This is a genomic window from Polaribacter sp. Hel1_33_96 (genome assembly GCF_002846595.1).
Lineage (GTDB): Bacteria > Bacteroidota > Bacteroidia > Flavobacteriales > Flavobacteriaceae > Polaribacter.
On record NZ_PJMV01000001.1, the window covers coordinates 30879 to 55205 of the forward strand.

The following is a 24327-nucleotide window of genomic DNA, read 5'->3' on the forward strand; positions in this document are numbered from 1 at the left end:
AATCATCAAAAGATGGCAAAAGAAATAAAATCAGTAAACTACGGTTTAGAAAAAATATTCGAAGGAGCTCAAGATTTTCTTCCACTTTTAGGAACGGATTATGTCGAATTTTATGTGGGGAACGCAAAACAATCTGCACATTTTTACAAAACGGCATTTGGTTTTCAATCGCATGCATATCGAGGATTAGAAACAGGCTCTGCAGACTCGGTGAGTTATGTTTTAACTCAGGATAAAATCAAAATTATTTTAACCACTCCGTTAAATAGTAATTCGCCTATAAACAATCATATTGTAAAACATGGTGATGGTGTTAAAGTAGTGGCACTTTGGGTAGAAGATGCAAGAAAAGCCTACAAAGAAACGATTTCTCGTGGAGCAAAGTCTTATATGGAACCAACCGTAGAATCAGATGAAAACGGAGAAGTGGTTAGAGCAGGAATTTACACCTACGGAGAAACGGTGCACATGTTTGTAGAACGAAAAAACTATAATGGTGTTTTTTTACCAGGCTTTCAAAAGTGGGAATCAGCTTATAATCCGTCAACATCGGGTCTAAAATACATAGACCACATGGTTGGTAATGTAGGTTGGAATCAAATGAATAAATGGGTAAAATTCTATGAAGATGTTATGGGTTTTGTTAATTTTTTATCATTTGATGACAAACAAATTCATACTGAATATTCAGCACTAATGAGTAAGGTAATGTCTAATGGAAATGGAAGAATCAAGTTTCCAATAAATGAACCGGCTGAAGGAAAAAAACGTTCTCAAATTGAAGAGTATTTAGACTTTTATGAAGGCGCTGGCGTACAACATATTGCTATGGCAACAGATGATATTATAAAAACGGTATCTCAATTAAAAGCAAACGGAATAGAATTTTTATCAACACCACCAGCAGCATATTATCAATCTGTTCCGGGAAGATTAGAAGAGTTTAGTCATGAATTAAGAGAAGATATCGAAAAATTAAAAAGTTTAGGAATTATGATAGATGCCGATGAAGAAGGCTATTTATTACAAATTTTCACTAAACCAATAGAAGACAGACCTACCTTGTTTTTTGAAATCATTCAAAGAATGGGCGCAAAAGGTTTTGGGGCCGGAAACTTTAAAGCATTGTTTGAATCTATTGAAAGAGAACAAGCAAAAAGAGGAACTCTTTAATTTAGGAATTCAGATTTATTAACTTTGAAGAAATGAACAAACCATTAAAGTTATTGATAAATTTAATTAATAGAAAGACAGAAGGAAACCCTATTTTTAAAATATTTATGTATACCATTTTAATATTTTGTTTTTTTTCAATAATAACATCCTTGGTAATATATTTTGGTAAATAAGGGTTATTCTTATAAATATGAATAGAGAAGAAATTTTAAAAGCAATAGAGGAAAAGTATGAGAAGTTAGGCGTTCCTGTAGACGCTATGCTAGAAGGCCTGCTTTGGAGTACGCCAATCACGTATTGGGACTATATCCAGACGGATGCTTTATTAGGATTGCAAACGCCTAGAACCACACAACCAGATGAAATGGTGTTTATCATGTATCATCAAGTAAACGAATTGTTGTTTAAAATGATTTTGTGGGAAATTGATCAAGTTGCAAAAACGAGGGAAGTTTCTGTAGATAAATTTACGATGCATCTCAATAGAATTAGTCGCTATTTTGATATGTTGTGTAGCTCTTTTAATGTGATGGCAGATGGAATGGAAAAAGAGCAATATCTAAAATTCAGAAATACATTAACTCCTGCAAGTGGCTTTCAAAGTGCGCAATACAGAAAAATTGAGTTTGCATCAACTGAGTTGATTAATTTAATTGATGCACGTTACAGAGATACTATTGATAGAAATTCATCATTTAAAAACGCATATAATCATTTGTATTGGCAAGCTGCTGGTAAGAATTACACAACCGGACAAAAATCGACTTTATTAAATCTTTTTGAAAAAAAATACATGGGAGATTTTATTGATTTTATGGAAGACTATAATGATATCAACTTGTCTTTAAAATTCAAACAACTTCCAAAAGAAGTTCAAGAAAACGAAGACTTAATTAAAGCAATGCGTCATTATGATTATACTGTAAATATTAAGTGGGTCATGGCTCATTACAATGCTGCCGGCAAATATTTAGGAGGAAAAGATAAGGATTTGGAAGCAACTGGCGGAAGTAGTTGGCGTAAATACATGCACCCAAAATATCAAAGAAGAGTTTTTTATCCTTACTTATGGAGCGAAGAAGAATTAAAAAACTGGGGAACATTTTAAATTAAGAGAATTCCAGAATATTTTTATTGAGAGTACAAATAATTAGTAAATGGCTTTTTTTCATTTTGGAATGGTAATTGTCATTACTTTTTTATAAGTTTGGTTTTTTATGAAAAAGTACACCCTATTATTTTTTGTAGTATTCTTTTTGACAACTGCTTTCAGTCAGGAAAAATCAGCTGTTTTTAAAAGCGGAGAATGGTTGCGGTATAAAATGAGTTATAGTGGTTTTTTAAGAGCTGGAACAGCAATTTTAGAAGTTGATGAAAAAGACTATAATGGTAAAAAAGTCTTTCAAGCAAAAGGAACAGGTTGGACCTCTGGGCCTGTAAAGTGGTTTTTTGAAGTAGATGACAAATATGAATCGTATTTTGATAAAGATAGCATAAAGCCTTATTTGTTTAAAAGAAAGATTAATGAAGGAGGTTATAAAAAACACAGAATAACCGCTTTTAATTATATTTCTAACAAAGCATACGTACAAGATTTTACAAAGCAAAAAGACACTTCTGTTTCTTTTACGAATGTACAAGATATGATGTCTTCTTTCTATTTTTTAAGAAATACGAATACAACAAATTTAAAAAAGGGAGATGAAATTGCATTAGACATGTTTATGGATTCACAAATTTATCCTTTTAAGTTGCGTTTTTTGGGAAGAGAGATTTTGAAAACAAAATTCGGAAAGGTCAATTCTTTAATATTTAGACCTTTAGTTCAGTCAGGGAGGATTTTTAAAGCACAAGAAAGTGTAACTATTTGGATTACTGATGATGCGAATAAAATTCCAATAAAAATGATGGCCTCTCTTTCTGTAGGTTCTTTAAGAGCAGAATTAGAGGAGTATAAAGGTTTAGCCAATCCTTTTCAAAAGATTTAGAAAATTTTAACGAAACAGTTTTATTAAGTTCTACTCTTAGAATGAAAATAAATCAATTTTATTTGTACTTTTGAAATCTACCCAAATAGTATAACTTTCTTGAAAAAAATAGTAGCTTTATTAGCGTTTATTTTGGTTTTTTCTTCTTGTAACAAAGAAATTAAAAACGCCGTTGTTCAAATCGAAAAACCAAAACCAGAAATTAGATTTGGTTATAAAATTGATGATTATAAATTAATTCAAGACACCATAAAAGAAGGTGAAAGTTTTGGAGCTATTTTAGACAGACACCATGTTGCCTATCCAAAGATAAATCAAATTGCAACTTCAGTTAATGAAATTTTTGATGTTAGAAGGGTTAGGGCGGGGAAGCCTTATACTATTTTAGCAAGCAAAGACTCTTCGGAAAAAGCACAGGTTTTTATTTATAAGCATAATAAAATAAATGCAACAATTTTAGATTTTCAGGACTCTCTAATCACCGCATCTAGATTTCAAAAGCCAATTAAAGTTTTGGAAAAAGAGGTAAATGGAATTATTAACTCCAATCTTTCTGTAACAATGGATAGCTTGGGTTTAAGGCCAAACTTAACTTGGACAATAGCGGATATTTATGCTTGGACTTTAGATTTTTATGCCCTTCAGAAAGGAGATTCTTTTAAGTTTGTTTATGAAGAAAAATTTATTGATGATACTATTTTTGCAGGTTACGGAAAAGTGAAGTCAGCTGTTTTTAAGCACAAAGGTAAAGATTTATATGCATTTCGTTTTCTTGCGGATTCAATTTTAAACATTCATGAATATTATGACCAAGAAGGTAAAATGTTGCGAAGTCAATTCTTAAAAGCACCTATAAAATTTCAATATAGAATTTCATCAAGATATAATTTAAGAAGAAGGATTGCTTACTACGGAAATAGGATAAAACCTCATAAAGGCACAGATTTTGCCGCAAATATAGGAACGCCAATTATTGCAACTGCAAGCGGAACCGTTTCAGAATCTGCAAGAAGAGGAGGTAATGGAAACTATGTAAAGATTAAACATAATGGTACATACTCTACCCAATATCTACACATGAAATCACGTAAAGTAAGAAAAGGGAATTACGTAAAACAAGGTGATGTAATTGGTTATGTAGGTATGACAGGAAATACAGGGGGTCCTCATGTTTGTTATCGTTTTTGGAAATACGGTAAACAAGTAGATCCTTTAAGAGAAAAATTACCAGCTGCAAAACCTATGAAAAAAGAGGTGAAACCAATCTTTTTTAAATTCATAAGAACATTAAAATACCAATTAGATTATAAAAGAGTTCCTGTTCAAGAACCTGAAGAAATTAAAGAAACTATCGCACAAAAATAAAAAATGGCTTTAAAAAACATCAACCCAACAACAACAGAATCTTGGAGAAAATTAACAAATCATTTTAAGGATATTAAAGATATCAATATTAAAGATTTGAGTAAAGACGAGAATAGAAAAGCAGATTTTTCTATAGAATTTGATGATTTACTAGTAGATTTTTCTAAAAATAGAATTACAAAAGAAACAATTGATTTACTAGTAGCATTAGCAAAAGAAGTCGGTTTAAAAGAAGCTATTGAAAGTCAATATTCAGGAGAAGAAATTAATGTAACAGAGGGAAGAGCAGTTTTACACACAGCATTAAGAAGTACTTCTGATGAACCGGTTTTTGTCCACGGTAAAAATATTAAGCCCCAGATACAAGCAGCTTTAAGGAAAATTAAAAGTTTTTCGAATAAAGTTATTTCTGGAAAATGGAAAGGATATACAGGAAAATCAATTACGGATGTTGTAAATATTGGAATTGGAGGTTCTGACCTCGGGCCAGATATGATTGTTGAGTCTTTACAATTTTATAAAAACCAATTAACAACTCATTTTGTTTCTAATGTTGACGGAGATCATGTCTCTGAAGTAATTAAGAAATTAAATCCGGAAACTACCTTATTTGTAATTGTTTCTAAAACATTTACAACTCAGGAAACTATTACAAATTCGGAAACAATTAAAAATTGGTTTTTAAAATCAGCAACAATTTTTGATATTCCAAAACACTTTGTGGCCGTTTCTACAAATTTAGAAGCAGTAGATAATTTTGGAATTGATAAAAATAACGTTTTTCCCATGTGGAATTGGGTTGGAGGGCGTTTTTCACTCTGGTCTGCGGTAGGTTTGTCTATCAGTTTGTCCGTTGGGTTTGACAATTATAAGGCTCTTTTAGAAGGGGCCGAAGAAATGGATATCCATTTCAAAAATACAGACTTTGACAAAAACATACCAGTAGTGTTAGCGTTGATTAGCATTTGGTATAATAATTTTTATTTAGCAGAAACAGAAGCAGTTTTACCTTATTCTCAATATTTAAAGAAATTACCAGATTATTTGCAACAAGCAATCATGGAAAGTAATGGGAAAGGCGTAGATAGAAATGGAGATGCCATTGATTACCAAACGGGAACTATTGTTTGGGGTAGTACTGGTACAAATATGCAACATGCATTTATGCAATTAGTTCATCAAGGTACAAAGTTAATTCCTGCAGATTTTATTGGTTACAAAGAATCTTTATATGGTTTAACAGACCACCATAATAAATTGATGGCAAATTATTATGGACAAATGGAAGCTTTGGCTTTTGGTAAAAGTAAAGAAGAGGTTCATTTAGAATTAAAATTCTCGGGTGATGAAGATAAAATAAATCAATTACTACCTTTTAAAGTTTTTGAGGGAAATAGACCGAGTAATGCAATCCTTTTCGATAAATTAACACCACGATCTTTAGGGAAATTGATAGCACTTTATGAGCATAAAATTTTCACGCAAGGAATTCTATGGAACATATATAGTTATGATCAATTTGGTGTGGAATTAGGGAAAGAATTAGCCAAGAAGCTATTGAAAAACCAATAGAATAAAATATTTTAACTGTTAAGTAGTTTTTTGTTAATAAAACTGTTAATATATTATAGTATCATTTTTAGAACATAGGTTTTATTTTGTTTACTTTTCAATATCTTAATTTGTTGTTAAAACTTAACATTAAATTAACATTATAAATCGGTAAAAGCGAGACTTTTGCGGAACATTAAATAACATAAATTTAAACAATGAAAAATTTTAAAAACTTATTATTTGTAGCTTTATTTTCTATATCTGCTGCAGTTTTAGGACAAACTAAAATTACAGGTACAATCGTTGATGAGACAAATCAATCATTACCTGGAGCTAGTGTTTTAGAAAAAGGAACAACCAACGGAGCAGTAACTGATTTCGATGGTAATTTTGTGCTAAATGCTAAATCAAATTCTGGTGTTCTAGTAATCTCTTTTATAGGTTACAAATCTAAAGAAGTTGCTTTTTCTTCTTCAAAAACTAAGTTGGGCTCTATTCAATTAGATGCGGATGCTAGTTTAGATGAAATTGTTTTAACAGCAACATCATTTGCTATTGATAGAAAAACGCCAGTGGCGGTTTCTACACTAAAAGCTGCAGACATTGAGAGAAAGTTAGGTTCTCAGGAATTCCCTGAAGTTTTAAAATCTACACCAGGAGTATATGCTACTAAATCTGGAGGTGGTTTTGGAGATGGTCGTATTAACTTACGTGGATTTAATTCTGAAAATGTTGCCGTTATGATTAATGGTGTTCCTGTCAATGACATGGAAAACGGAAGAGTATATTGGTCTAACTGGGCTGGATTATCAGATGTTACATCTGCAATGCAAGTTCAAAGAGGTTTAGGAGCTTCTAAAGTTGCGGTACCTTCTATTGGAGGAACTATTAATATTTTGTCTAAAACTTCTGATGTTCAAAAAGGAGGAAATATTATTGCTTCTACAGGTAACGATGGGTACCAAAAATATGGCTTTACTTTATCTACAGGTTTAATGGATAGCGGTTTGGCTGCAACAGTTTCTTTTGCGAAAATTGAAGGAGAAGGTTATATTGACGGAACTCAATTTAAAGGGTTTAACTATTTTGTAAATATTTCTAAAGAAATCAATGATAATCATACTTTATCATTTACAACATTTGGAGCGCCACAAAGACATGGTCAAAGACAAAACAGAAGTACAATTGCTACTTACAGAGATGCTGAATCAGGAAATAAATTCAATCCAGATTGGGGTTATAAAAACGGACAAGTAACTCATATAGAGGATAACTTCTATCACAAATCTCAAACTTCATTAAACCATTATTGGACAATGAGTGATGTAACATCTTTATCAACGGCTGCATACGCATCCTATGGTACTGGTGGTGGTGGTGGAACTGCTGGAACTAACAGAGATTTATTTGGTGTTAGATTAGGTGGTTCAGATCAACCTGTAGATTTAGATAATATTGTTGAGATTAACAGAGCAAATGGCGCTTTAGGTGCTGAAGCAATCTTAAGAGCTTCTAGAAATGATCACGAATGGTTTGGTGTTTTATCTACATTCAAAACAGAACTTTCTGATGACTTAGATTTAATTGCTGGTTTGGACTGGAGAACATATACAGGAAAACATTTTAGAGAAGTAACTGATTTATTAGGAGGTGATTATTTCTTTGATAATTCTAATGTTAATAACCCGAATGCAGCTTTAAGTGTAGGAGATAAGTTCGGATATAATAATGATGGAAAAGTTGGATGGTTAGGTTTCTTTGCTCAATTAGAGTATGGGACTGATAATTTTAACGCTTTTGTGTCTACATCTGTTCAAAGAAGTTCTTATCAAAGGATTGAATACTTTTTATATGACTTAAGTACAGAAGCTGGAAAAGATTTAGGAACTTCTGATAAAATAACGTTAAACGGTTATAGTATTAAAGGTGGTGCAAACTTTAGACTAGATGATGTGCAAAATGTTTTTGCAAACATTGGATATTTTGAGAGACCAGCAACATTTAATGCAGTCTTTAATGGATTTAACAATACATCGATTAACTCAGATGCTGAAAACGAAAAAGTGTTTAGTTTAGAATTAGGCTATGGTTTAAGAGGTGAAAAATTTGCAGCAAATGTAAATTTATACAGAACACAGTGGAATGACAGAACATTTACAAGAACGGTAAGAGCAACCCAGCCTGGAGCTGAAGACTATACAGCCAATCTTTTAGGCGTTAACGCATTACATCAAGGTGTAGAATTCGATTTCACTTATAAGCATTCAGATAAATTAAACTTTACAGGTATGTTATCTTTAGGTGATTGGAAATGGGATAACGACTTATTAGATGTACCAGTTTTTGATGAGAATCAAAATGAAGTAGATACAATTTCCTTACCTATTGAAGGTTTAAGAGTATCAGATGCTGCACAAACAACAGCTGCTTTGGGTATGTTATACAAGTTTTGGGATAAAACAAGTATTACTTTAGACTATAATTATTTCGCAGATTTATATGCTCAAATAGATGTTTTAAGTTATGCGGATGCTACAGAAAGACCTGAAGATTCTTGGAAAGCACCAAGTTATAGTACAGTAGATGCAAGTTTACGTCATGGTTTTAACCTTGGTGAATTTGACACCACTGTTACCCTTCGTGTAAACAACTTGTTTGATACAGAATATATAGCTGACGCTTTAGATGCAAGTGACCCATTGGTATGGTTTGGTTACGGTAGAACATTTAGTTTAAGTGCAAAAATTAAATTTTAAAAACTTTAAAAATGAAAAAAATATTTTATTCTTTCGCAATTCTTTCTTTGTTGTTTACTTCGTGTAATCCAATGGAAGATATTTATGAGGAGATTGATGCTTTAGAATCAGTTATTTCTGGTGAAGCAACATATACATTAACAGATGAGGATTATGATGATTTAGAGCTAGGTTTTGGAAACTTTAGTTCTATAGATGATGCTAAATCTATGTTACCTGATTTTTTATCTGGTAAATTCCCAGCATGGGGGGCAGAATCTTTGGCTGCAGTAACGTTTAAATTATATAATCCAATTAAATTTGATGCCTATACAGTTACGGATGCAGATTATGAAGCTATTGGGTTAACTAGTTTAAATAATAGCGGAGATTTTAATGACTTTTTTGAGTATAAATTTCCAAGTGAGGTAAAAGGAACTGTAGTAGATTTAACCTATAATACAGAGCCAACCATCACAAATTATACATTAACGGATGCTGATTATGATTTAGTAGGTAATGGAAGGTTTGATAATTTTGATATTAGAACAGGAAGAGCTGAAGAAACCATTGATGTTAGAAGAGCTAAAATTCAGACTATTTTATTAAATAACTTTCCTGATGCTGCAGATGGAGCCAAGTATAATGTAACTTATGCAGTATACGATGGTAGTGCAGGAGTTTTAGAGATGTTAGTTAAGCAACAGCAAAATGAGCCTGATGCTTCTTTAACAACAAATTATACATTAACAGACGCTGATTTTGAATTGGTTGGTAATGGTCAATATAAGAACTTCGACATAAGAGCAGGAAGAGATGAGGAAACTGTTGAGGCAAGAAGAGCTAAGATAGAGACTATATTATTAAATAACTTTCCAGCTGCGGTTTCTGGTGACTTGTTCAATGTTACCTATGCAATTTACGACGGTGCTGCTGGTACGAGAGTTATGTTAGTTCAATTTGATGGAACTGGTTATACTATTTTCAGCACTACTTCTTACGAGTTATATACTTTTGTTTTAGAGGAATCTACAACTAGATTTACACTAACAGACGAGTGGGCTGCGCCAATTTCGTTCACAAGTGATGAGTATGCCTTAATGGGACAAAGTTATCCAAATTTTAGTGATAATGATTTAGCTATTTATAATATTGGAATCTACTTAAGAACATTATATCAATTTGCAGCGATAGACGATTTTGTTGCAGTAGAATATAATTACTTTAGTGGAGGTGTAAGCCAAAGAAATGTAAATTATGTATTTGATGGATCAGTTTGGAATGCAATTCCTACTGTTATTGATGAAACAATCAAGTTTGGTCATGATGGTAACAGTTGGGTACCAGATAACACAATCAAGTACACTTTAACTGCGGCAGATTATGCTTTAGTAGGCAATGACCGTTATGGTAATTTTGATGTAAGAGCTGGTAAAGACGAGGAGAGTGAAGAATCACGTTTAGCAAAAATAAATACTATTTTGTTAAATAATTTCCCATCAGATGCTGAAGGTCAAAAATACATCGTTACTTATAATATCTATAACGGAGCAAACGGAGTTTGGTCTCTTGCAGTTATTAAAGAAGGAAGTGCTTACGTAAAACAATAAGTTACGATATCTAAATAATTTTATTAAAACCATCTCATTTGAGGTGGTTTTTTTATGCATAAAAATGAGTAACTTTACCGAATTAAAATATAACTATAGTATGATGAAAGATATACATTCTTATTGGGCCTATTTAGTGTTGGCAATTCTTGTTTTTGCTGTTATTAATGCGATAATTGGCCTTACGCAAAAGAAACAATTTAAAGACAAAGATTTAAGAATTGGATTGTTTACCTTAATTGTTTCTCACATTCAATTATTAATTGGATTAGGATGGTATTTTATGTCTCCTTGGTATAAAGCCTTAAAAGAAAATGGAGGTGAAGTTATGGGGGATAAAGCTGCTAGATTATTAGCTGTAGAACACCCAATAATGATGATATTAGCAATTGTACTTATTACAATTGGCTGGTCTAAACACAAAAAGAAAACAACAGATTCATCAAAATTTAAAACATTTGTAATTTTTTATGGATTAGCTTTATTATTAATTCTTTCAAGAATCCCTTGGAACAATTGGTTTTAAAAGATGAAAATTTTAAGCTATATTCTTTCACCACTCTTTTTATTTACTTTTATATTATTCCTAATTATTTTTCATCCATTGCAATGGTTGAGCTTTAATATTTTTGGAATAAATACACATTCAAAAGTAGTAGCGATTCTTAATTATTTTTTAATGAAATCGCTATTAATTATTGGGGTAACAATTAGATTAAAAAACGAATATAAAATACCAGAAAACACTTCTATAATATTTGTTTCTAATCATCAATCAATTGTTGATATTCCGCCAATTGCATGGTTTTTTAGAAAACATTACCCAAAATTTGTTGCTAAAATAGAACTTGCAAAAGGAGCTCCAAGTGTTTCATATAATTTAAGAGTTGGAGGAGCTGCTTTAATAGATAGAAAAGATCCAAAACAATCTATAGGTGAATTGATTAAATTCTCAAAAAGGATAAATAAAAATAAATGGGGTGCAATTATTTTTCCTGAAGGAACAAGAAGTAGAAATGGTGAGCCTAAAAAGTTTGCGTCTAATGGCTTAAAAATCATCACAAAATTTAATAAAGAGGGATATGTTGTACCTTTAACAATCAATAATTCTTGGAAGATTTTTAAATACGGAAGTTTTCCATTTGGTATTGGAAGTCCAATTACAATTACTACACACAAACCAATAAAGATTGATTCTATGCCTTTTGAGGAATTATTAGAGCAAACAGAATCAATTATTAAAGAACACATAAAATAAAAAGTTATGTCTATAAAAAACGTAAGAAAAGAAGTAATGCTAACTTTAGAAAAAAAGATGCAACACTTTATGGATACTTATTTAATTCCTGCTGAAAAAATTTGGCAACCAACAGATTTTTTGCCTAATTCTCAATCAGATTCATTTATTACAGAAGTAGAAGAAATAAGAGAAATATCTAAAGAATTACATGATGACTTTTGGGTGGTTTTAGTAGGAGATACCATTACAGAAGAAGCTCTACCAACATACGAATCTTGGTTGTTAGATTTAGACGGAGTTTGTCAAGATCCAGATAACAGTTGGGCAAAATGGGTAAGAACATGGACAGCAGAAGAAAACAGGCATGGAGATGTTTTAAACAAATACTTGTATTTATCTGGACGTGTAAATATGCGTGAAGTAGAAATATCTACTCAACATTTAATAGCAGATGGTTTTGATATTGGTACATCAACAGATCCTTATAAAAACTTTGTTTATACAACATTTCAAGAATTAGCAACGTATGTTTCCCATAACAATGTCGCAAAAATTGCACGCAAAAAAGGGCATAAAGCTTTGGCTAAAATGTCTAAAATTATTGCAGGAGACGAAATGCGTCATCACCAAGCATACTCACATTTTGTAAAAGAAATCTTTAAAATTGATGCTAGTGAAATGATGTTAGCTTTTCAGCACATGATGAAACATAAAATTGTAATGCCAGCACTGCATTTAAGAGAATCTTTTGCAGAAAAAGGTAGTCTGTTTGATGACTTTTCTGCAGTAGCACAAAGAATTGGCGTATATACAGGTTTCGATTATGTTGATATTCTAAAAAAATTGAACACAATGTGGGAAATTGATAAAATCACAAACTTAACTCCAGAAGCAGAAAAAGCAAGAGATTATTTAATGAAATTGCCAGATAGAATGTATAGAATTACAGAAAGAATTGTAATTCCAGACACAAAATTTGAGTTTAAATGGATGTTACCGGCCTAATTTTTAAGAAGCGATTGAATGCTTTACGAATAGCTTTTGTTACGTAATTTAAAAAGAGCTCAAATAAAATTTCCAATCGCAGTGCCACTTGATTGTAAACCTATAAAATTTTTAAATCCTTCTTTTTTTTAAAAACGGAAGGATTTTTGGTTCGAGTTATAAAACACGTAACTTCCGTTGTTTGTCGTTTTAAAGTTTCAATTTGATTTCAATAATTTTTTTAGGATTCTAGGTCGATTTCGAACAAACAAACAGGAGCTTCTTTATAATGATCAGGCAAGCTATCTGTGTTTTTTAAATCAAACATACCAAGAAAATCAAAACCTGCATTTTTATAGTGTTTAATTAATCTCGTATTATTTCCTAAAGTATCTAATCTTATAAACTGTATTCCTTTTTCCTTCGCATATTCTTTTGCCCAATCTACAATTTTAGAAACAAAATTTCTTCCCCTAAAATCCGGGTTCGTGGCTATTCTATGAATATAAATAGCACTATCTCTATTTCTTTCTTCCCAAATTTGTTCATCGTTAAAAGTTATTGCCCAAATACAAACCACCTCGTTGTTCATTAACATTTTAAATTGTCTATGCTCCGCAATTTCAGTTTCAACCATGTTTCTGTTAAAATCGGGCCAAACGATTACTTTTTCTTTTGCTTTCTGATAATCGGAAGCGATTCTGTAAAAGCTATAAATTTGATCAATATCCGTAATTGTAACATTATTTATTTGCATATTTATTATTTTGAACGAGTAACCGTAAAGGAATCCATATCATTTAAGAATCCTAGTTTTTTTCTTATTTTATCTTGATTTTTTCTATCAATAGTTGCACTAACAACACCAATTTCATTTTTAGGTAAATTAGAAATTTCTGTACCTAAATAATCAATAATTAAAGAATTTCCCGAATAGCTGTACTTATTAGCATCTATTCCGGTTCTATTGACACCAATAGTGTAGCACATGTTTTCAATTGAACGTGCTTTTAAAAGCAATTCCCAAGCTTTAATTCTTTTTACAGGCCAATTTGCCATAAAAATCAATAAATCGTAATTTTCAATATTTCTAGCCCAAACAGGAAAACGTAAATCATAACAAATTAAAGGGCAAATTTTCCATCCTTTGTAAGTAATAATTAATTTTTCTTCACCAGAAGTATATACTGTATTTTCTCCAGCAAAAGTAAAGGAATGTCTTTTTATGTATGTCTCAATCTTTCCTGATGGATGTGCAAAAATTAGCATATTGTAATACTTATTGTTTTTTTCTATTACCAGACTTCCTGTAATTGCTAACTTTTTTTTGATAGCGATTTTTTGCATCCAACAAACCGAAATGCCATCGATTTTCTCAGCATTTTTTGCTGGATTCATAGTGAAACCGGTAGTAAACATTTCTGGTAAAACAACAATATCTGTATTTATTGGTAAACTGTTTATTTTCTCTTCAAAAAAAGCAAGATTTTTAGTCGGATCTTCCCAAAACAAATCAGTTTGAATACCAACAATATGTAATTCATTATCCATTAAAATAAATTTGAAGATTAAAGATGTATAAATGTAAGTTTTTGTAATTTAGAAAATCAAAAAAAATCTATGCAATCTTTTATTTCTGAAACATTAGATGATATTTTACAAACCACAAAATCATTTCAAAATGTTGTTTTTGTATTGCCTTCACAAAGAGCGAAAGTGTTTGTAAAACAAACCTTTAAAGATAAAATTTCTGTTGGTTTTTTGCCGGAAATGTTAAATATAGAACAGTTTATCCAGCAAGTTTCTGGAGTTCAAAAAGCAGATAATATTCAATTATTATTTCACTTTTATACCATTTATAAAAGTGTAGAGAAAAATCCAGATTCTTTTGACACGTTTTCTTCTTGGGCATTAACGGTACTGCAAGATTTTAATGAAATTGACCAACATTTAATAAATCCAACAGATATTTTTATTTATTTAAGAGATATTGAGCGTTTACGAAAATGGTCTGTAAAAGGTACGTTTAAGGAAACAGAATTGATAAAAGATCATTATTCTTTTCTAGAGAAACTTAGCATATATTATAGTGCCTTTTATCAATTTTTAATTGATGAAAACATTGGTTATCAAGGTTTAATGTATCGAGAGGCATTTAAAAAAATTGATACCTTTTTAAATAAAAATGAAGATAAAAAAATCTTCTTTATTGGTTTTAATGCTTTAAATAAGGCTGAAGAATTGCTGTTCCAAAAAGTATTAGAGAATGGAAATTCTGAAATTTATTGGGATATAGATGAAACGTTTTTTAATTCAACTCATCAAGCAGGAAAATTTATTAGAAAGTATAAGAAAGAGTGGAAATATTTTGAAAACAAGAAACTTAAATCTTTAGGGAATACATTTTTAGCACCCAAGAAAATAGAGATTATTGGAGCAGCAAAGAACAATACACAAATAAAATATATTGGTGAAATTTTAGAAAAAAATACCAACTTTAAAAATACAGCATTGGTTCTAGCAGATGAAACTTTGTTGCCGATTACACTAAATTCATTACCGAAAAACATTGAAGCAATTAATATTACAATGGGTTATCCATTAAAGGATATTCCCACAACAAATTTATTGTTTTCAATTTTTCAGTTGTTTATTTCGCAAGAAAAATTACAAAAAAAGAGTGTAAATCAGTTTTATTATAAAGATATAATTCGTTTTTTTAAGCATCAATCTATTTATGGTTTAATAGCATCAGTAGATGCTTTTACATCGGAAATTGCAAAAGAAAATCAGACTTTTATTAATGAAAATAGACTTGCAAAATTTTTAGAAAATCAAACTCCAGAAGTCGAAAATGTAGTTTTAAATCTATTTAAACCTTTTGACAATGTGATAAATTTTATTGATAGGGTTTTAGATTTAATTAATTTATTAAAAGAAGAAGTTGATGCTTTAGAAAAAGAATATTTATTTCGATTTTACACAGTATTCACTCAGTTAAAAACACTACAAAATGAATTTCAATATTTCACAGATTTAAAAATACTTTCTCAATTTTTTAAACAATTAATAGCTTCAGAAAGTTTGTCTTTTCAGGGAGAGCCATTAAAAGGTTTGCAATTAATGGGAATGCTAGAAACCCGTGTTTTAGATTTTGAAAACATTATTTTGGCATCTGCAAACGAAGGGGTGTTGCCAGCAAGTAGTCAGCAAAATTCTTTTATTCCTTTTGATGTAAAAATCGAATTTGGTCTACCAACGTATAGAGAGAAAGACGCTATTTTTTCGTATCATTTTTTTAGATTATTGCAAAGGGCAAAAAATATTTTTATTTTGTATAACACAGAACATGATGTTTTTGGAAGTGGAGAAAAAAGTAGATTTGTAACCCAGTTAGAGATGATGCGGACGGATATTGTTCAAAAAATTGTATCTCCAAAAGTGCTTGCTCAAAAAGTTAAATTAAAAGAAATTTCTAAAAATAATTTGGTGTTTGATCGGTTAAGAGAATTGGCTCACAACGGTTTTTCTCCTTCCTCTTTAACGAATTATCTGTATAACCCTATGGCATTTTACAAACAGAAAATTTTAAGGATAAAAGAATTTGATGATGTTGAAGAAACTGTTGCTTACAATACCTTAGGAACTGTTGTACACGAAACTTTAGATGAGCTTTACAAGCCCTTTATAGGGAAGTTCTTAACCGTTGATGCCATTTCTAAAATGGAAAAAATAACCAAAGATTTGGTTGTAAAACATTTTAAAATTCATTTTAAAAATGGTGACTTGAGGACAGGGAAAAATCGCTTAATTTTTGAGGTTGCGAATAGATTTGTTGTGAACTTTTTGGCACAAGAAAAAAAGTTATTAAAAGATCAAAATAATCAACTAAAAATTATCGCTACAGAAGAAAATTTATCGGCTAAAATTGAAATTGAAGGAATCGATTTTCCTGTAAAAATTCATGGGAATGTTGATAGAGTTGATGAGTTAAACGGTGAAATTAGAATTATAGATTATAAATCAGGGATGGTGAAAAGTTCTGAGTTAAAAGTATTAAATTTTGCAGAATTAAGAGAGAGAGAGCAATACAAAGCGATTCAGGTTTTGTTGTATGCATTTTTATACACCAAAAGTAAAAAATATAATAGTTCTAAAAATTTAAAAGGAGGTATATTTTCTTTTAAAAATTTAAACCAAGAGTTTTTAGCGATTAATTTCTCGTCAAATTACAGAAGTCCAGACACAACAATTACTCCAGAAAAATTAGACCAATTTTTAGAAGAGATAAAAGGTTACATCAGAGAAATTTATAATCCAGCAATCGATTTTATAGAACCTGCAGATTTAAAGTATTAATTTTTTCCTTTTAAAATTAATAGAGGAACACTAGAGTGAAATTCTTCTTTTAAAATAGTATTCTTTTCCCATAATTTTTGAAAGAATCCTCTTTTACGCCTAAATACACACAACAAATCAGGTTGATGTTTTTGAAAATGTTCTAAAACTCCTTGAAAAGTAGTTGCTTTCTCGGTAATAGTTAATGAAGATTTTAATGCCTCTAAATCTTTATTTAAAACTAAATCTTCATCCGTATAATTAGTTGTTTTTACCAATAATAAATTTACTTCAGAGTCAAATTTATTCATAATAAATTGAAGCGGTTTTAAAGCTGTTTTACTTTTCACAATGCCAGATTTAAAAGCCATTAAAATATTTTTAACTGGACTATACTTATAACCTTCTGGAACTGTTAGTATTGGTAAATTAGTTTTCTTTACAAGGCTTCCAACAGTTTTACCTAAGAAAATTTCTTCTTTAATTGAATTGCTTTTTGCGCCTACAATAATTAAATCGATACCTAAATCATGGTCAATAGCTTCCACACTATCTATTACAGAACCTTTTGCAGCGATCAATTTTACATCTACATTTCTTCTATCAACAGAATTCACTATTGTTCGCAAGTATAAATTGGTTTCACGTGCAATAATATCATCAATATTTATGATGGTTCCAGCTTTAGTTTGCGCACTATAAGCTCTAAAAACTAAAATTTTTGCATCAATTTCTGAAGCAAAATCAATGGCATATTGTAAGCTGTTTTGTGCACTTTCTGTAGATCCAATAGGTACTAAAATGTTTTGCATGATAGATTTTTTTTAGACCACAAAGTTACTCATTTTTAAGAAAGTAATAGCTTTTCAATTTTTTTAGATACGTACCTTTGTTAAAATTATATTTTTAATGAAAACCAATATTAGCTTTAAATATATTAATAAATTAGCAATTCCTGCTTTAATAGCAGGTATAGCGGAACCTTTGTTATCTATCACAGATACTGCAATAATTGGTAATATTGATGAAAATGCTACAGAAAGCCTAGCCGCAGTAGGTATTGTTGGTGCTTTTATTTCCATGTTAGTTTGGGTTTTTGGGCAGATTAGAAGTGCAATTTCTTCTATAATTTCACAATATGTAGGTGCCAACAAATTAGGTAAAATTGAAGGTTTACCTGCACAAGCGATGGCGATTGTTGTTGCAGGAAGTTTATTAGTTTTGGTAATTTCTTATCCGTTTGCAAAACAGATTTTTCAGTTTTACAATGCTTCAGGAACCGTTTTGGATTTTTGTGTTACCTATTTTAAAATTAGAATTTTTGGATTTCCATTTTCACTTTTCGTTTTTGCAGTTTTTGGTACTTTTAGAGGGTTACAGAATACGTATTATCCAATGATAATTGCGATCATTGGAGCAGTATTAAATGTTGTTTTAGATCTTGTTTTTGTCTATGGTGTAGAAGGTTTTATTCCTGCAATGAATATTGAAGGCGCAGCTTATGCAAGTCTAATTGCGCAGGTTACAATGGCGTTAATTGCATTGATTCTATTACTAAAGAAAACATCTATTTCATTAAAAATAAGTTTACCGTTTCATGAAGAAATTCCAAATTTATTAGGCATGATTGGCAACCTTTTTATAAGAACAATTGCTCTGAATATTGCCTTATATTTTGCCACTGCTTATGCAACAGGTTATGGAAATGAATATATTGCAGCCTATACAATTGGTTTAAATCTTTGGTTGTTAGGTGCTTTTATGATTGATGGGTATTCCAGTGCCGGAAATATTTTATCAGGTAAACTATTAGGCTCCAAAGACTATGAAACATTATTCAAATTAAGCATAAAACTTGCGAAATATGGGTTCTTTATTGGAATGATTATCGCTATTTTTGGATTCGTTTTTTATGACTTTATTGGTCAAATTTTCACAAAAGATCCGTTGGTTTTAGAGCAGTTTTATCATGTCTTTTGGATTGTAATCTTAACACAGTCAATAAGTGCAATCACTTTTATTTTTGATGGAATGTTTAAAGGGATGGGTGAAATGAAATATTTGAGAAATCTTTTAATATTATCTACGGGTTTTGTTTTTATTCCAACACTTTTGTTTTTTGATTGGTTAGATTATAAATTAGTTGCCATTTGGATTGCTTTTACATTGTGGATTTTGGCGAGAGGAATTCCGCTTATTTTTAAATTTAGAAGTAAGTTTTTACCTCTGGTAAAATCTTGATTTCTATATTGCTTTCACTTTTTAATTTGGCTATCTTGTACATCTAAAATTTAAGGAAGAGGAAACCGAATAATTTTCTTTTAATTATTGTTTTTGGAATGCTTTTTGGTACTAATAATAAAAATAATTTTCTTGAAAATATTTAAAAATATATCCCTTAGAATTCGCATATTTTTATCCATGATTATATTGGTGTTATTAGCATCTGTTTTAATTTTAGGAGTTACGGTGTATCAATATGACGAGCAAACAAAAGATTATAACATCCAGCGTTTTGAGCGAAAAGAAGCAGCTACAATTAAAACCATAGATTTAGAACTGACGAACAAAACAACGTATCCTTTAAAAACAGAAAATTTAGTTAAAATTTTTCAAGAACGGATCTACGAAATCTCTTCGATCAATAAATTAGATATTGCTATTTATGATTTAAACGGTAATCTTTTAAAGTCATCTATTAAAAGAATTTCTGAAGAGTTTGAATCAAAAAAAATTTCTCAGGGAGTTGTTACAGAATTAGTAAAAAACGATAATCATAAAATTTTAAAAAGTAGAGAGAGAAAAGGTATAGGATACCAAAGGTCTTATTCTTTTATAAAGGATTCTAAATTAGAGCGAATAGGAATTTTAGAAATTCAATTCACTCAAGATAATTCTGAAATACAAAAAGAGTTAAGAGAATTTATTTCGAGATTAGGTTTAGTATATCTATTTATGTTTTTAATAGCGATTTCTTTAGCTTATTTTTTATCAAGTTATATTACAAGATCCATACAGACTATTTCAGATAAAATGCAACAAACGCGTTTAAACGAACGTAATGAAAAAATTATTTTAAATGCAGCAAGTTCAGAAATTGAAGTTCTAGTAGAGGCATATAATAGTATGATTGATCAACTTGAAGAAAGTGCTGTAAAGTTGGCAAGAAGTGAGCGTGAGCAAGCATGGAGAGAAATGGCAAAACAGGTGGCGCATGAAATCAAAAACCCATTAACTCCTATGCGTTTATCTGTTCAAAGTTTTGAACGAAAATTCAATCCAGAGGATGAAAAAATTAAAGAAAAATTAGCAGAATATAGTAAGACTTTAATTCAGCAGATAGATGTAATGAGTTCTATTGCTTCTGCATTTTCAGATTTTGCTAAAATGCCAACGCAAAAAAGAGAGAGAGTTGAGGTGATTAGTGTTGTAAAATTAGCTTTAGATATTTTTAACGAGGATTCTATTAACTATTTAGCAAAAGAGAAAGAGTTGTTTGCTAATTTAGATAAAACTCAATTGATTCGAATTGTAACGAACTTGGTTAAAAATGTAATGCAGGCAGCAGAGAAGACAGAAACTCCTATTGTTAATGTTGCAGTTTCATCAGAGGGAAAGCATATTAAAATAACAGTTTCTGATAATGGAAAAGGAATAGCTGAAAATGTTAAAGATTTAATTTTTGAGCCAAAATTTACGACAAAATCAAGTGGGATGGGGCTTGGTTTGCCAATGATTAAAAACATTATAGAAGCGTATGAAGGTACTATTTCGTTCACATCAGAAGAAGGAAAAGGAACTGTTTTTACCGTAATTTTACCAAAAGAATAAAAATAATTAGTTTTTAAATGATACGATATGAAATTCAATAATATCTTAGTTGAGAAAAATAATAATTTAGCCAAAGTAACGATTAATAGGCCAGAAAAATTGAATGCTTTAAATAGTGAAACAATTCATGAGTTAAGTGATGCTTTTGAAGCTTTGGAAGATGACGAAGCTATTAAAGTAATTGTACTTACAGGAAGTGGAGAAAAAGCTTTTGTAGCTGGTGCAGATATTTCTGAATTCGCCCATTTTTCTGTTAATGAAGGAGGAACTTTGGCAAGAAAAGGGCAAGAGATGTTGTTCGATTTCATAGAAAGTTTATCAAAACCAGTTATTGCTGCTGTCAATGGTTTTGCTCTAGGAGGTGGTTTAGAATTGGCAATGGCTTGTCATTTTAGAATCGCGTCGGACAATGCAAAGATGGGATTGCCAGAAGTTTCTTTGGGGGTAATTCCTGGTTATGGGGGCACGCAGCGCTTACCGCAATTAGTGGGTAAAGGAAAGGCAATGGAATTAATTATGACTGCTGGTATGATTTCGGCTGAAGATGCATTGAGCTGTGGTTTGGTAAATCATGTAACAACTCAAGAAACATTATTGCCTTTAGCAGAAAAGATTGCTAGTAAAATTATGCGAAATTCATCCGTTGCAATTTCTGGAGCGATTAAAGCTGTAAATGCTAATTTTGAAGATGGTACAAATGGTTTTGATACAGAAATCGAAGAGTTTGGCAATTGTTTTGGTACTGAAGATTTTAAAGAAGGAACAACTGCATTTTTGGAAAAGAGAAAGCCTAATTTTCCTGGAGCTTAGAATGATAAAAAAACGATTCATAATTGGCTCGTTTTGGAATTAAATTAAAATTTCTAACGTATAAATTAATTAGTACTTAAATTTTAAAGTTGTGAACGTAACTTCTTTTATTATTATATATAACAACTTTATAGTCACCTTTTTCGTCTTTATCTAATTTGTATGCTCTGTTTAAAATCATTTCACTCTTAATAGTTTCTGAGTAAATAATTTCATCATTATAATACAATGAAATTTTTGAAGGCTTTTTATCAAAAGCAATTTTAGATATCATTAGGATATTTTCTTCATTTCTAATGACAGGTTTAAAAATTACTATTTTAGAATTTTCATTAAAAATTACGGTTCTGTTTTTAACTTCTAAAGTTTTTACAATAATTTCAAAATCTTTATTTAATTCAATAGTGTAAGTACCATCACTCAAAGAGGATAAATCAAACACTTTAGCTAGTAATCCCGGTTTAGAAACAGTTTCGGAACGAATAATTGTTCCATCCTTATCTTTAATGGTGAGTAAATGTCCTTTTTTCACTTCATTAAATACCAGTTTAATGTTTTTAGTATTTAATACGTTGCTTACATCTGCTCTGTTTGCGAAGTTTACGAATGTTCCTAGTAAAAAAACGACTACTAGTACTTTTGTTTTTATTGTTTTCATCATATTGTATTTTAATAATTATTTCTTTTTTTGACTTTGTGTTATAAAAAAACCTATTGTTATTAATTGAACTAAATAAAGGATTGCAAAAAACACAATTACTGTTGTAAATAAAATTCCTTCCTTGTTTAACATAATTTTAATTTTATACTACAAAGTTATAGGAAGAACTATCATATAAGAACAACACAATTGGTAATTTTATGTTCTAAATTAACAAATTATCTCATGTTAAGTTTATGTAAAGTTAATTAAGCATATAAAATTGATAATTTTATACAGATAATCTCTTTTATGTATTGTATTTTTGTAATATGATACTGAAAAAACCAACACTTGAAAAAATTACCCCCAATTTTGGTGCTTCTTTATTAGTGAAAAAGCATTTAGAGTTTTTAAAGACAAATACACCCTTTTGGCATTTTCATCCAGAAATAGAATTGGTATATGTTAATAAAGGAAAAGGAAAAAGACATATAGGGAATCATATAAGTTATTTTAATAATAGTCAATTAGTGCTCATAGGTTCTAATTTGCCGCATATTGGTTATATAGATCGTTTAACAACAAATGGTTCTGAAACTTTGATACAGTTTCTGCCAGATTTTTTAGGAAAAGATTTTTTTAAAATCCCAGAAATGGCAGCTATCGCTACTCTTTTTGAACGTGCTAAAAAAGGAATACGATTTAATATTGAAATTAAACAAAGAATTGGCGCTAAAATTGAAAAATTAATAGATTTAGAAGGAGCAAATAGAATAACTTCTTTTATAGAGATTTTAAATGATTTAGCAACTACAAACGATTATACATTATTAAATGCAAATGGTTTTGCTTTCGAGGCTATAAGACAAGACAGTAACAAGATAGAAATCATTTATAGCCATATTAATGATAACTTTAAGGAACATATAACTTTAGATGAGGTTTCTAATCTTGTAAGTATGACTGTGCCAGCATTCTGTAGGTATTTTAAAAAATCTACAGGAAAAACGTTTACAAAATTAGTTAATGAATATAGAGTTGTGCATGCTACCAAATTATTAGCAGAGAGTAATATGAGTATTTCAAATATAAGTTTTGAGTGTGGCTTTAATAACTTTTCACATTTTAACAAGTTATTTAAAGAGTTTACAGGTAAAAGTGCTTCTATTTATAGAAGTGAAATGAAAGATTTAATTCAGTAGATTATGGAAATTATATTAGAAAACAAGATTGAAAAAGCATTAGAATACTATACTTTTAAAAGTAAAGAAATGAGAGATTTTGTGAATTCAAGCAAAGATTTAACGGTAGAACAAATTGTTGAATTCGGAGAAGAATTGGCTGTTTTAGAATATAAAATTACAGCATTAGAAGTAGCAATAGAAAGTTAAAATTAGAGTTTTCCATTCCATTCGCTATAAAACTGTTTTAAATATTCTTCCATAAATTGATGTCTTTCTGAAGCAATTCGCTTGCCAGAAAGGGTATTCATTTTGTCTTTTAATAATAATAGTTTTTCATAAAAATGGTTAATAGTTGGTGCAGTTGACTGTTTGTATTCTTCTTTACTCATATTTAAATTTGGTATAATTTCAGGATTGTAAAGTGCTCTATTTTTAAAGCCTCCATAATTAAAGCAACGCGCAATTCCAATAGCCCCAATGGCGTCCAATCGGTCTGCGTCTTGCACTACCTCCAGCTCTTTAGACATGAACTTTTCAACATCCTTTTCCAAAGAATTCTTATAAGAAATGTGCTGTATGATTTTTATAACATGATTAATCGTTTTTGTATTTACTTTTTGAGTTATGAGAAATTTACTAGCTTTTTTAGGGCCAATAGTTTCATCACCATCATAGAATTTTGGGTCCGCAATATCGTGTAAAAGGGCCGCTAATGAAATGACAAAAACATCTACCTTTTCTTCTTTAGAAATTAAAATCGTGTTTTTAAAAACTCGCTCTACATGAAACCAATCATGGCCGCCTTCAGCATGTTCTAATTCTTTTTTAACAAATTTAATGGTGTTTTCAATTACTTTTTTTTGATTCAT

General features: G+C 30.3%; 21 protein-coding genes. 16 read left to right on the forward strand and 5 right to left on the reverse strand.

The genetic code is table 11. From position 1 onward, the window contains the following. Positions 1–12: 12 nt before the first annotated feature. From hppD to ATE90_RS00255, 10 genes are all read left to right on the forward strand, one after another. On the forward strand, positions 13–1173 hold the full coding sequence (gene hppD / locus ATE90_RS00210; RefSeq protein ID WP_036782447.1) for a 4-hydroxyphenylpyruvate dioxygenase: 1161 nt from the start codon (positions 13–15) through the stop codon (positions 1171–1173). A gap of 193 nt (positions 1174–1366) precedes the next feature. After that, entirely contained in the window at positions 1367–2284 is a 918-nt protein-coding gene (locus ATE90_RS00215) for a tryptophan 2,3-dioxygenase family protein (protein ID WP_036782449.1), read from the forward strand. Positions 2285–2393: 109 nt separating this feature from the next. Next, complete coding sequence (locus ATE90_RS00220; RefSeq protein WP_036782452.1) at positions 2394–3164, forward strand: DUF3108 domain-containing protein; 771 nt, start codon at positions 2394–2396, stop codon at positions 3162–3164. 99 nt (positions 3165–3263) lie between these two features. Continuing rightward, on the forward strand, positions 3264–4529 hold the full coding sequence (locus tag ATE90_RS00225) for a M23 family metallopeptidase (RefSeq protein ID WP_052107467.1): 1266 nt from the start codon (positions 3264–3266) through the stop codon (positions 4527–4529). A gap of 3 nt (positions 4530–4532) precedes the next feature. Then, the gene (pgi, locus tag ATE90_RS00230; RefSeq protein WP_036782455.1) at positions 4533–6101 is read left to right on the forward strand and encodes a glucose-6-phosphate isomerase; all 1569 of its coding nucleotides are present in this window, start codon (positions 4533–4535) and stop codon (positions 6099–6101) included. A gap of 197 nt (positions 6102–6298) precedes the next feature. Then, on the forward strand, positions 6299–8839 hold the full coding sequence (locus tag ATE90_RS00235) for a TonB-dependent receptor (RefSeq protein ID WP_091955527.1): 2541 nt from the start codon (positions 6299–6301) through the stop codon (positions 8837–8839). An 11-nt stretch (positions 8840–8850) separates the two neighbouring features. After that, positions 8851–10428 (forward strand): hypothetical protein, encoded by a 1578-nt coding sequence (locus tag ATE90_RS00240; RefSeq protein ID WP_143741091.1) that lies wholly within the window; start codon positions 8851–8853, stop codon positions 10426–10428. 103 nt (positions 10429–10531) lie between these two features. After that, positions 10532–10954 (forward strand): hypothetical protein, encoded by a 423-nt coding sequence (locus tag ATE90_RS00245; protein WP_036782461.1) that lies wholly within the window; start codon positions 10532–10534, stop codon positions 10952–10954. A gap of 153 nt (positions 10955–11107) precedes the next feature. Then, positions 11108–11686: a lysophospholipid acyltransferase family protein gene (locus ATE90_RS00250; protein ID WP_366132713.1), complete on the forward strand. Its 579-nt coding sequence runs from the start codon at positions 11108–11110 to the stop codon at positions 11684–11686. A gap of 6 nt (positions 11687–11692) precedes the next feature. Then, on the forward strand, positions 11693–12673 hold the full coding sequence (locus ATE90_RS00255; protein ID WP_036782467.1) for an acyl-ACP desaturase: 981 nt from the start codon (positions 11693–11695) through the stop codon (positions 12671–12673). Positions 12674–12893: 220 nt separating this feature from the next. Here the strand turns inward: ATE90_RS00255 and ATE90_RS00260 are convergent, their stop codons facing one another. Both ATE90_RS00260 and ATE90_RS00265 read right to left on the reverse strand, forming a co-directional pair. Further along, a complete protein-coding gene (locus ATE90_RS00260) occupies positions 12894–13409 on the reverse strand; it encodes a GNAT family N-acetyltransferase (protein WP_036782471.1) in 516 nt (171 codons plus the stop codon). Between the two features lie 5 nt (positions 13410–13414). Next, a complete protein-coding gene (locus tag ATE90_RS00265) occupies positions 13415–14203 on the reverse strand; it encodes a nitrilase family protein (RefSeq protein WP_101450551.1) in 789 nt (262 codons plus the stop codon). 69 nt (positions 14204–14272) lie between these two features. On the opposite strand from ATE90_RS00265, the gene ATE90_RS00270 reads away from it, so the two are divergent. After that, a complete protein-coding gene (locus ATE90_RS00270) occupies positions 14273–17011 on the forward strand; it encodes a PD-(D/E)XK nuclease family protein (RefSeq protein WP_101450553.1) in 2739 nt (912 codons plus the stop codon). Here the strand turns inward: ATE90_RS00270 and ATE90_RS00275 are convergent. Further along, on the reverse strand, positions 17008–17802 hold the full coding sequence (locus ATE90_RS00275; protein ID WP_036782480.1) for a universal stress protein: 795 nt from the start codon (positions 17800–17802) through the stop codon (positions 17008–17010). The two genes, ATE90_RS00270 and ATE90_RS00275, sit on opposite strands and share 4 nt — an antisense overlap. 97 nt (positions 17803–17899) lie before the next feature. On the opposite strand from ATE90_RS00275, the gene ATE90_RS00280 reads away from it, so the two are divergent. The 3 genes from ATE90_RS00280 (at position 17900) to ATE90_RS00290 (ending at position 21631) form a co-directional block, all read left to right on the forward strand. Further along, on the forward strand, positions 17900–19231 hold the full coding sequence (locus ATE90_RS00280) for an MATE family efflux transporter (protein WP_101450555.1): 1332 nt from the start codon (positions 17900–17902) through the stop codon (positions 19229–19231). Positions 19232–19411: 180 nt separating this feature from the next. Continuing rightward, positions 19412–20821, forward strand: a complete 1410-nt coding sequence (locus ATE90_RS00285) for a sensor histidine kinase (protein WP_101450557.1) — start codon at positions 19412–19414, stop codon at positions 20819–20821. A 27-nt stretch (positions 20822–20848) separates the two neighbouring features. Next, on the forward strand, positions 20849–21631 hold the full coding sequence (locus tag ATE90_RS00290) for an enoyl-CoA hydratase/isomerase family protein (protein ID WP_036782487.1): 783 nt from the start codon (positions 20849–20851) through the stop codon (positions 21629–21631). Between the two features lie 76 nt (positions 21632–21707). On the opposite strand, the gene ATE90_RS00295 is transcribed toward ATE90_RS00290, so the two are convergent. Further along, complete coding sequence (locus ATE90_RS00295; protein ID WP_052107468.1) at positions 21708–22289, reverse strand: hypothetical protein; 582 nt, start codon at positions 22287–22289, stop codon at positions 21708–21710. A 314-nt stretch (positions 22290–22603) separates the two neighbouring features. Between ATE90_RS00295 and ATE90_RS00300 the strand changes: the two genes are divergently transcribed. Both ATE90_RS00300 and ATE90_RS00305 read left to right on the forward strand, forming a co-directional pair. After that, entirely contained in the window at positions 22604–23476 is an 873-nt protein-coding gene (locus ATE90_RS00300) for a helix-turn-helix domain-containing protein (RefSeq protein ID WP_101450559.1), read from the forward strand. A gap of 3 nt (positions 23477–23479) precedes the next feature. After that, on the forward strand, positions 23480–23665 hold the full coding sequence (locus tag ATE90_RS00305; RefSeq protein WP_036782492.1) for a hypothetical protein: 186 nt from the start codon (positions 23480–23482) through the stop codon (positions 23663–23665). A 2-nt stretch (positions 23666–23667) separates the two neighbouring features. On the opposite strand, the gene ATE90_RS00310 is transcribed toward ATE90_RS00305, so the two are convergent. Further along, positions 23668–24327, reverse strand: coding sequence for an HD domain-containing protein (locus tag ATE90_RS00310; RefSeq protein WP_036787936.1), 660 nt, complete (start codon positions 24325–24327; stop codon positions 23668–23670).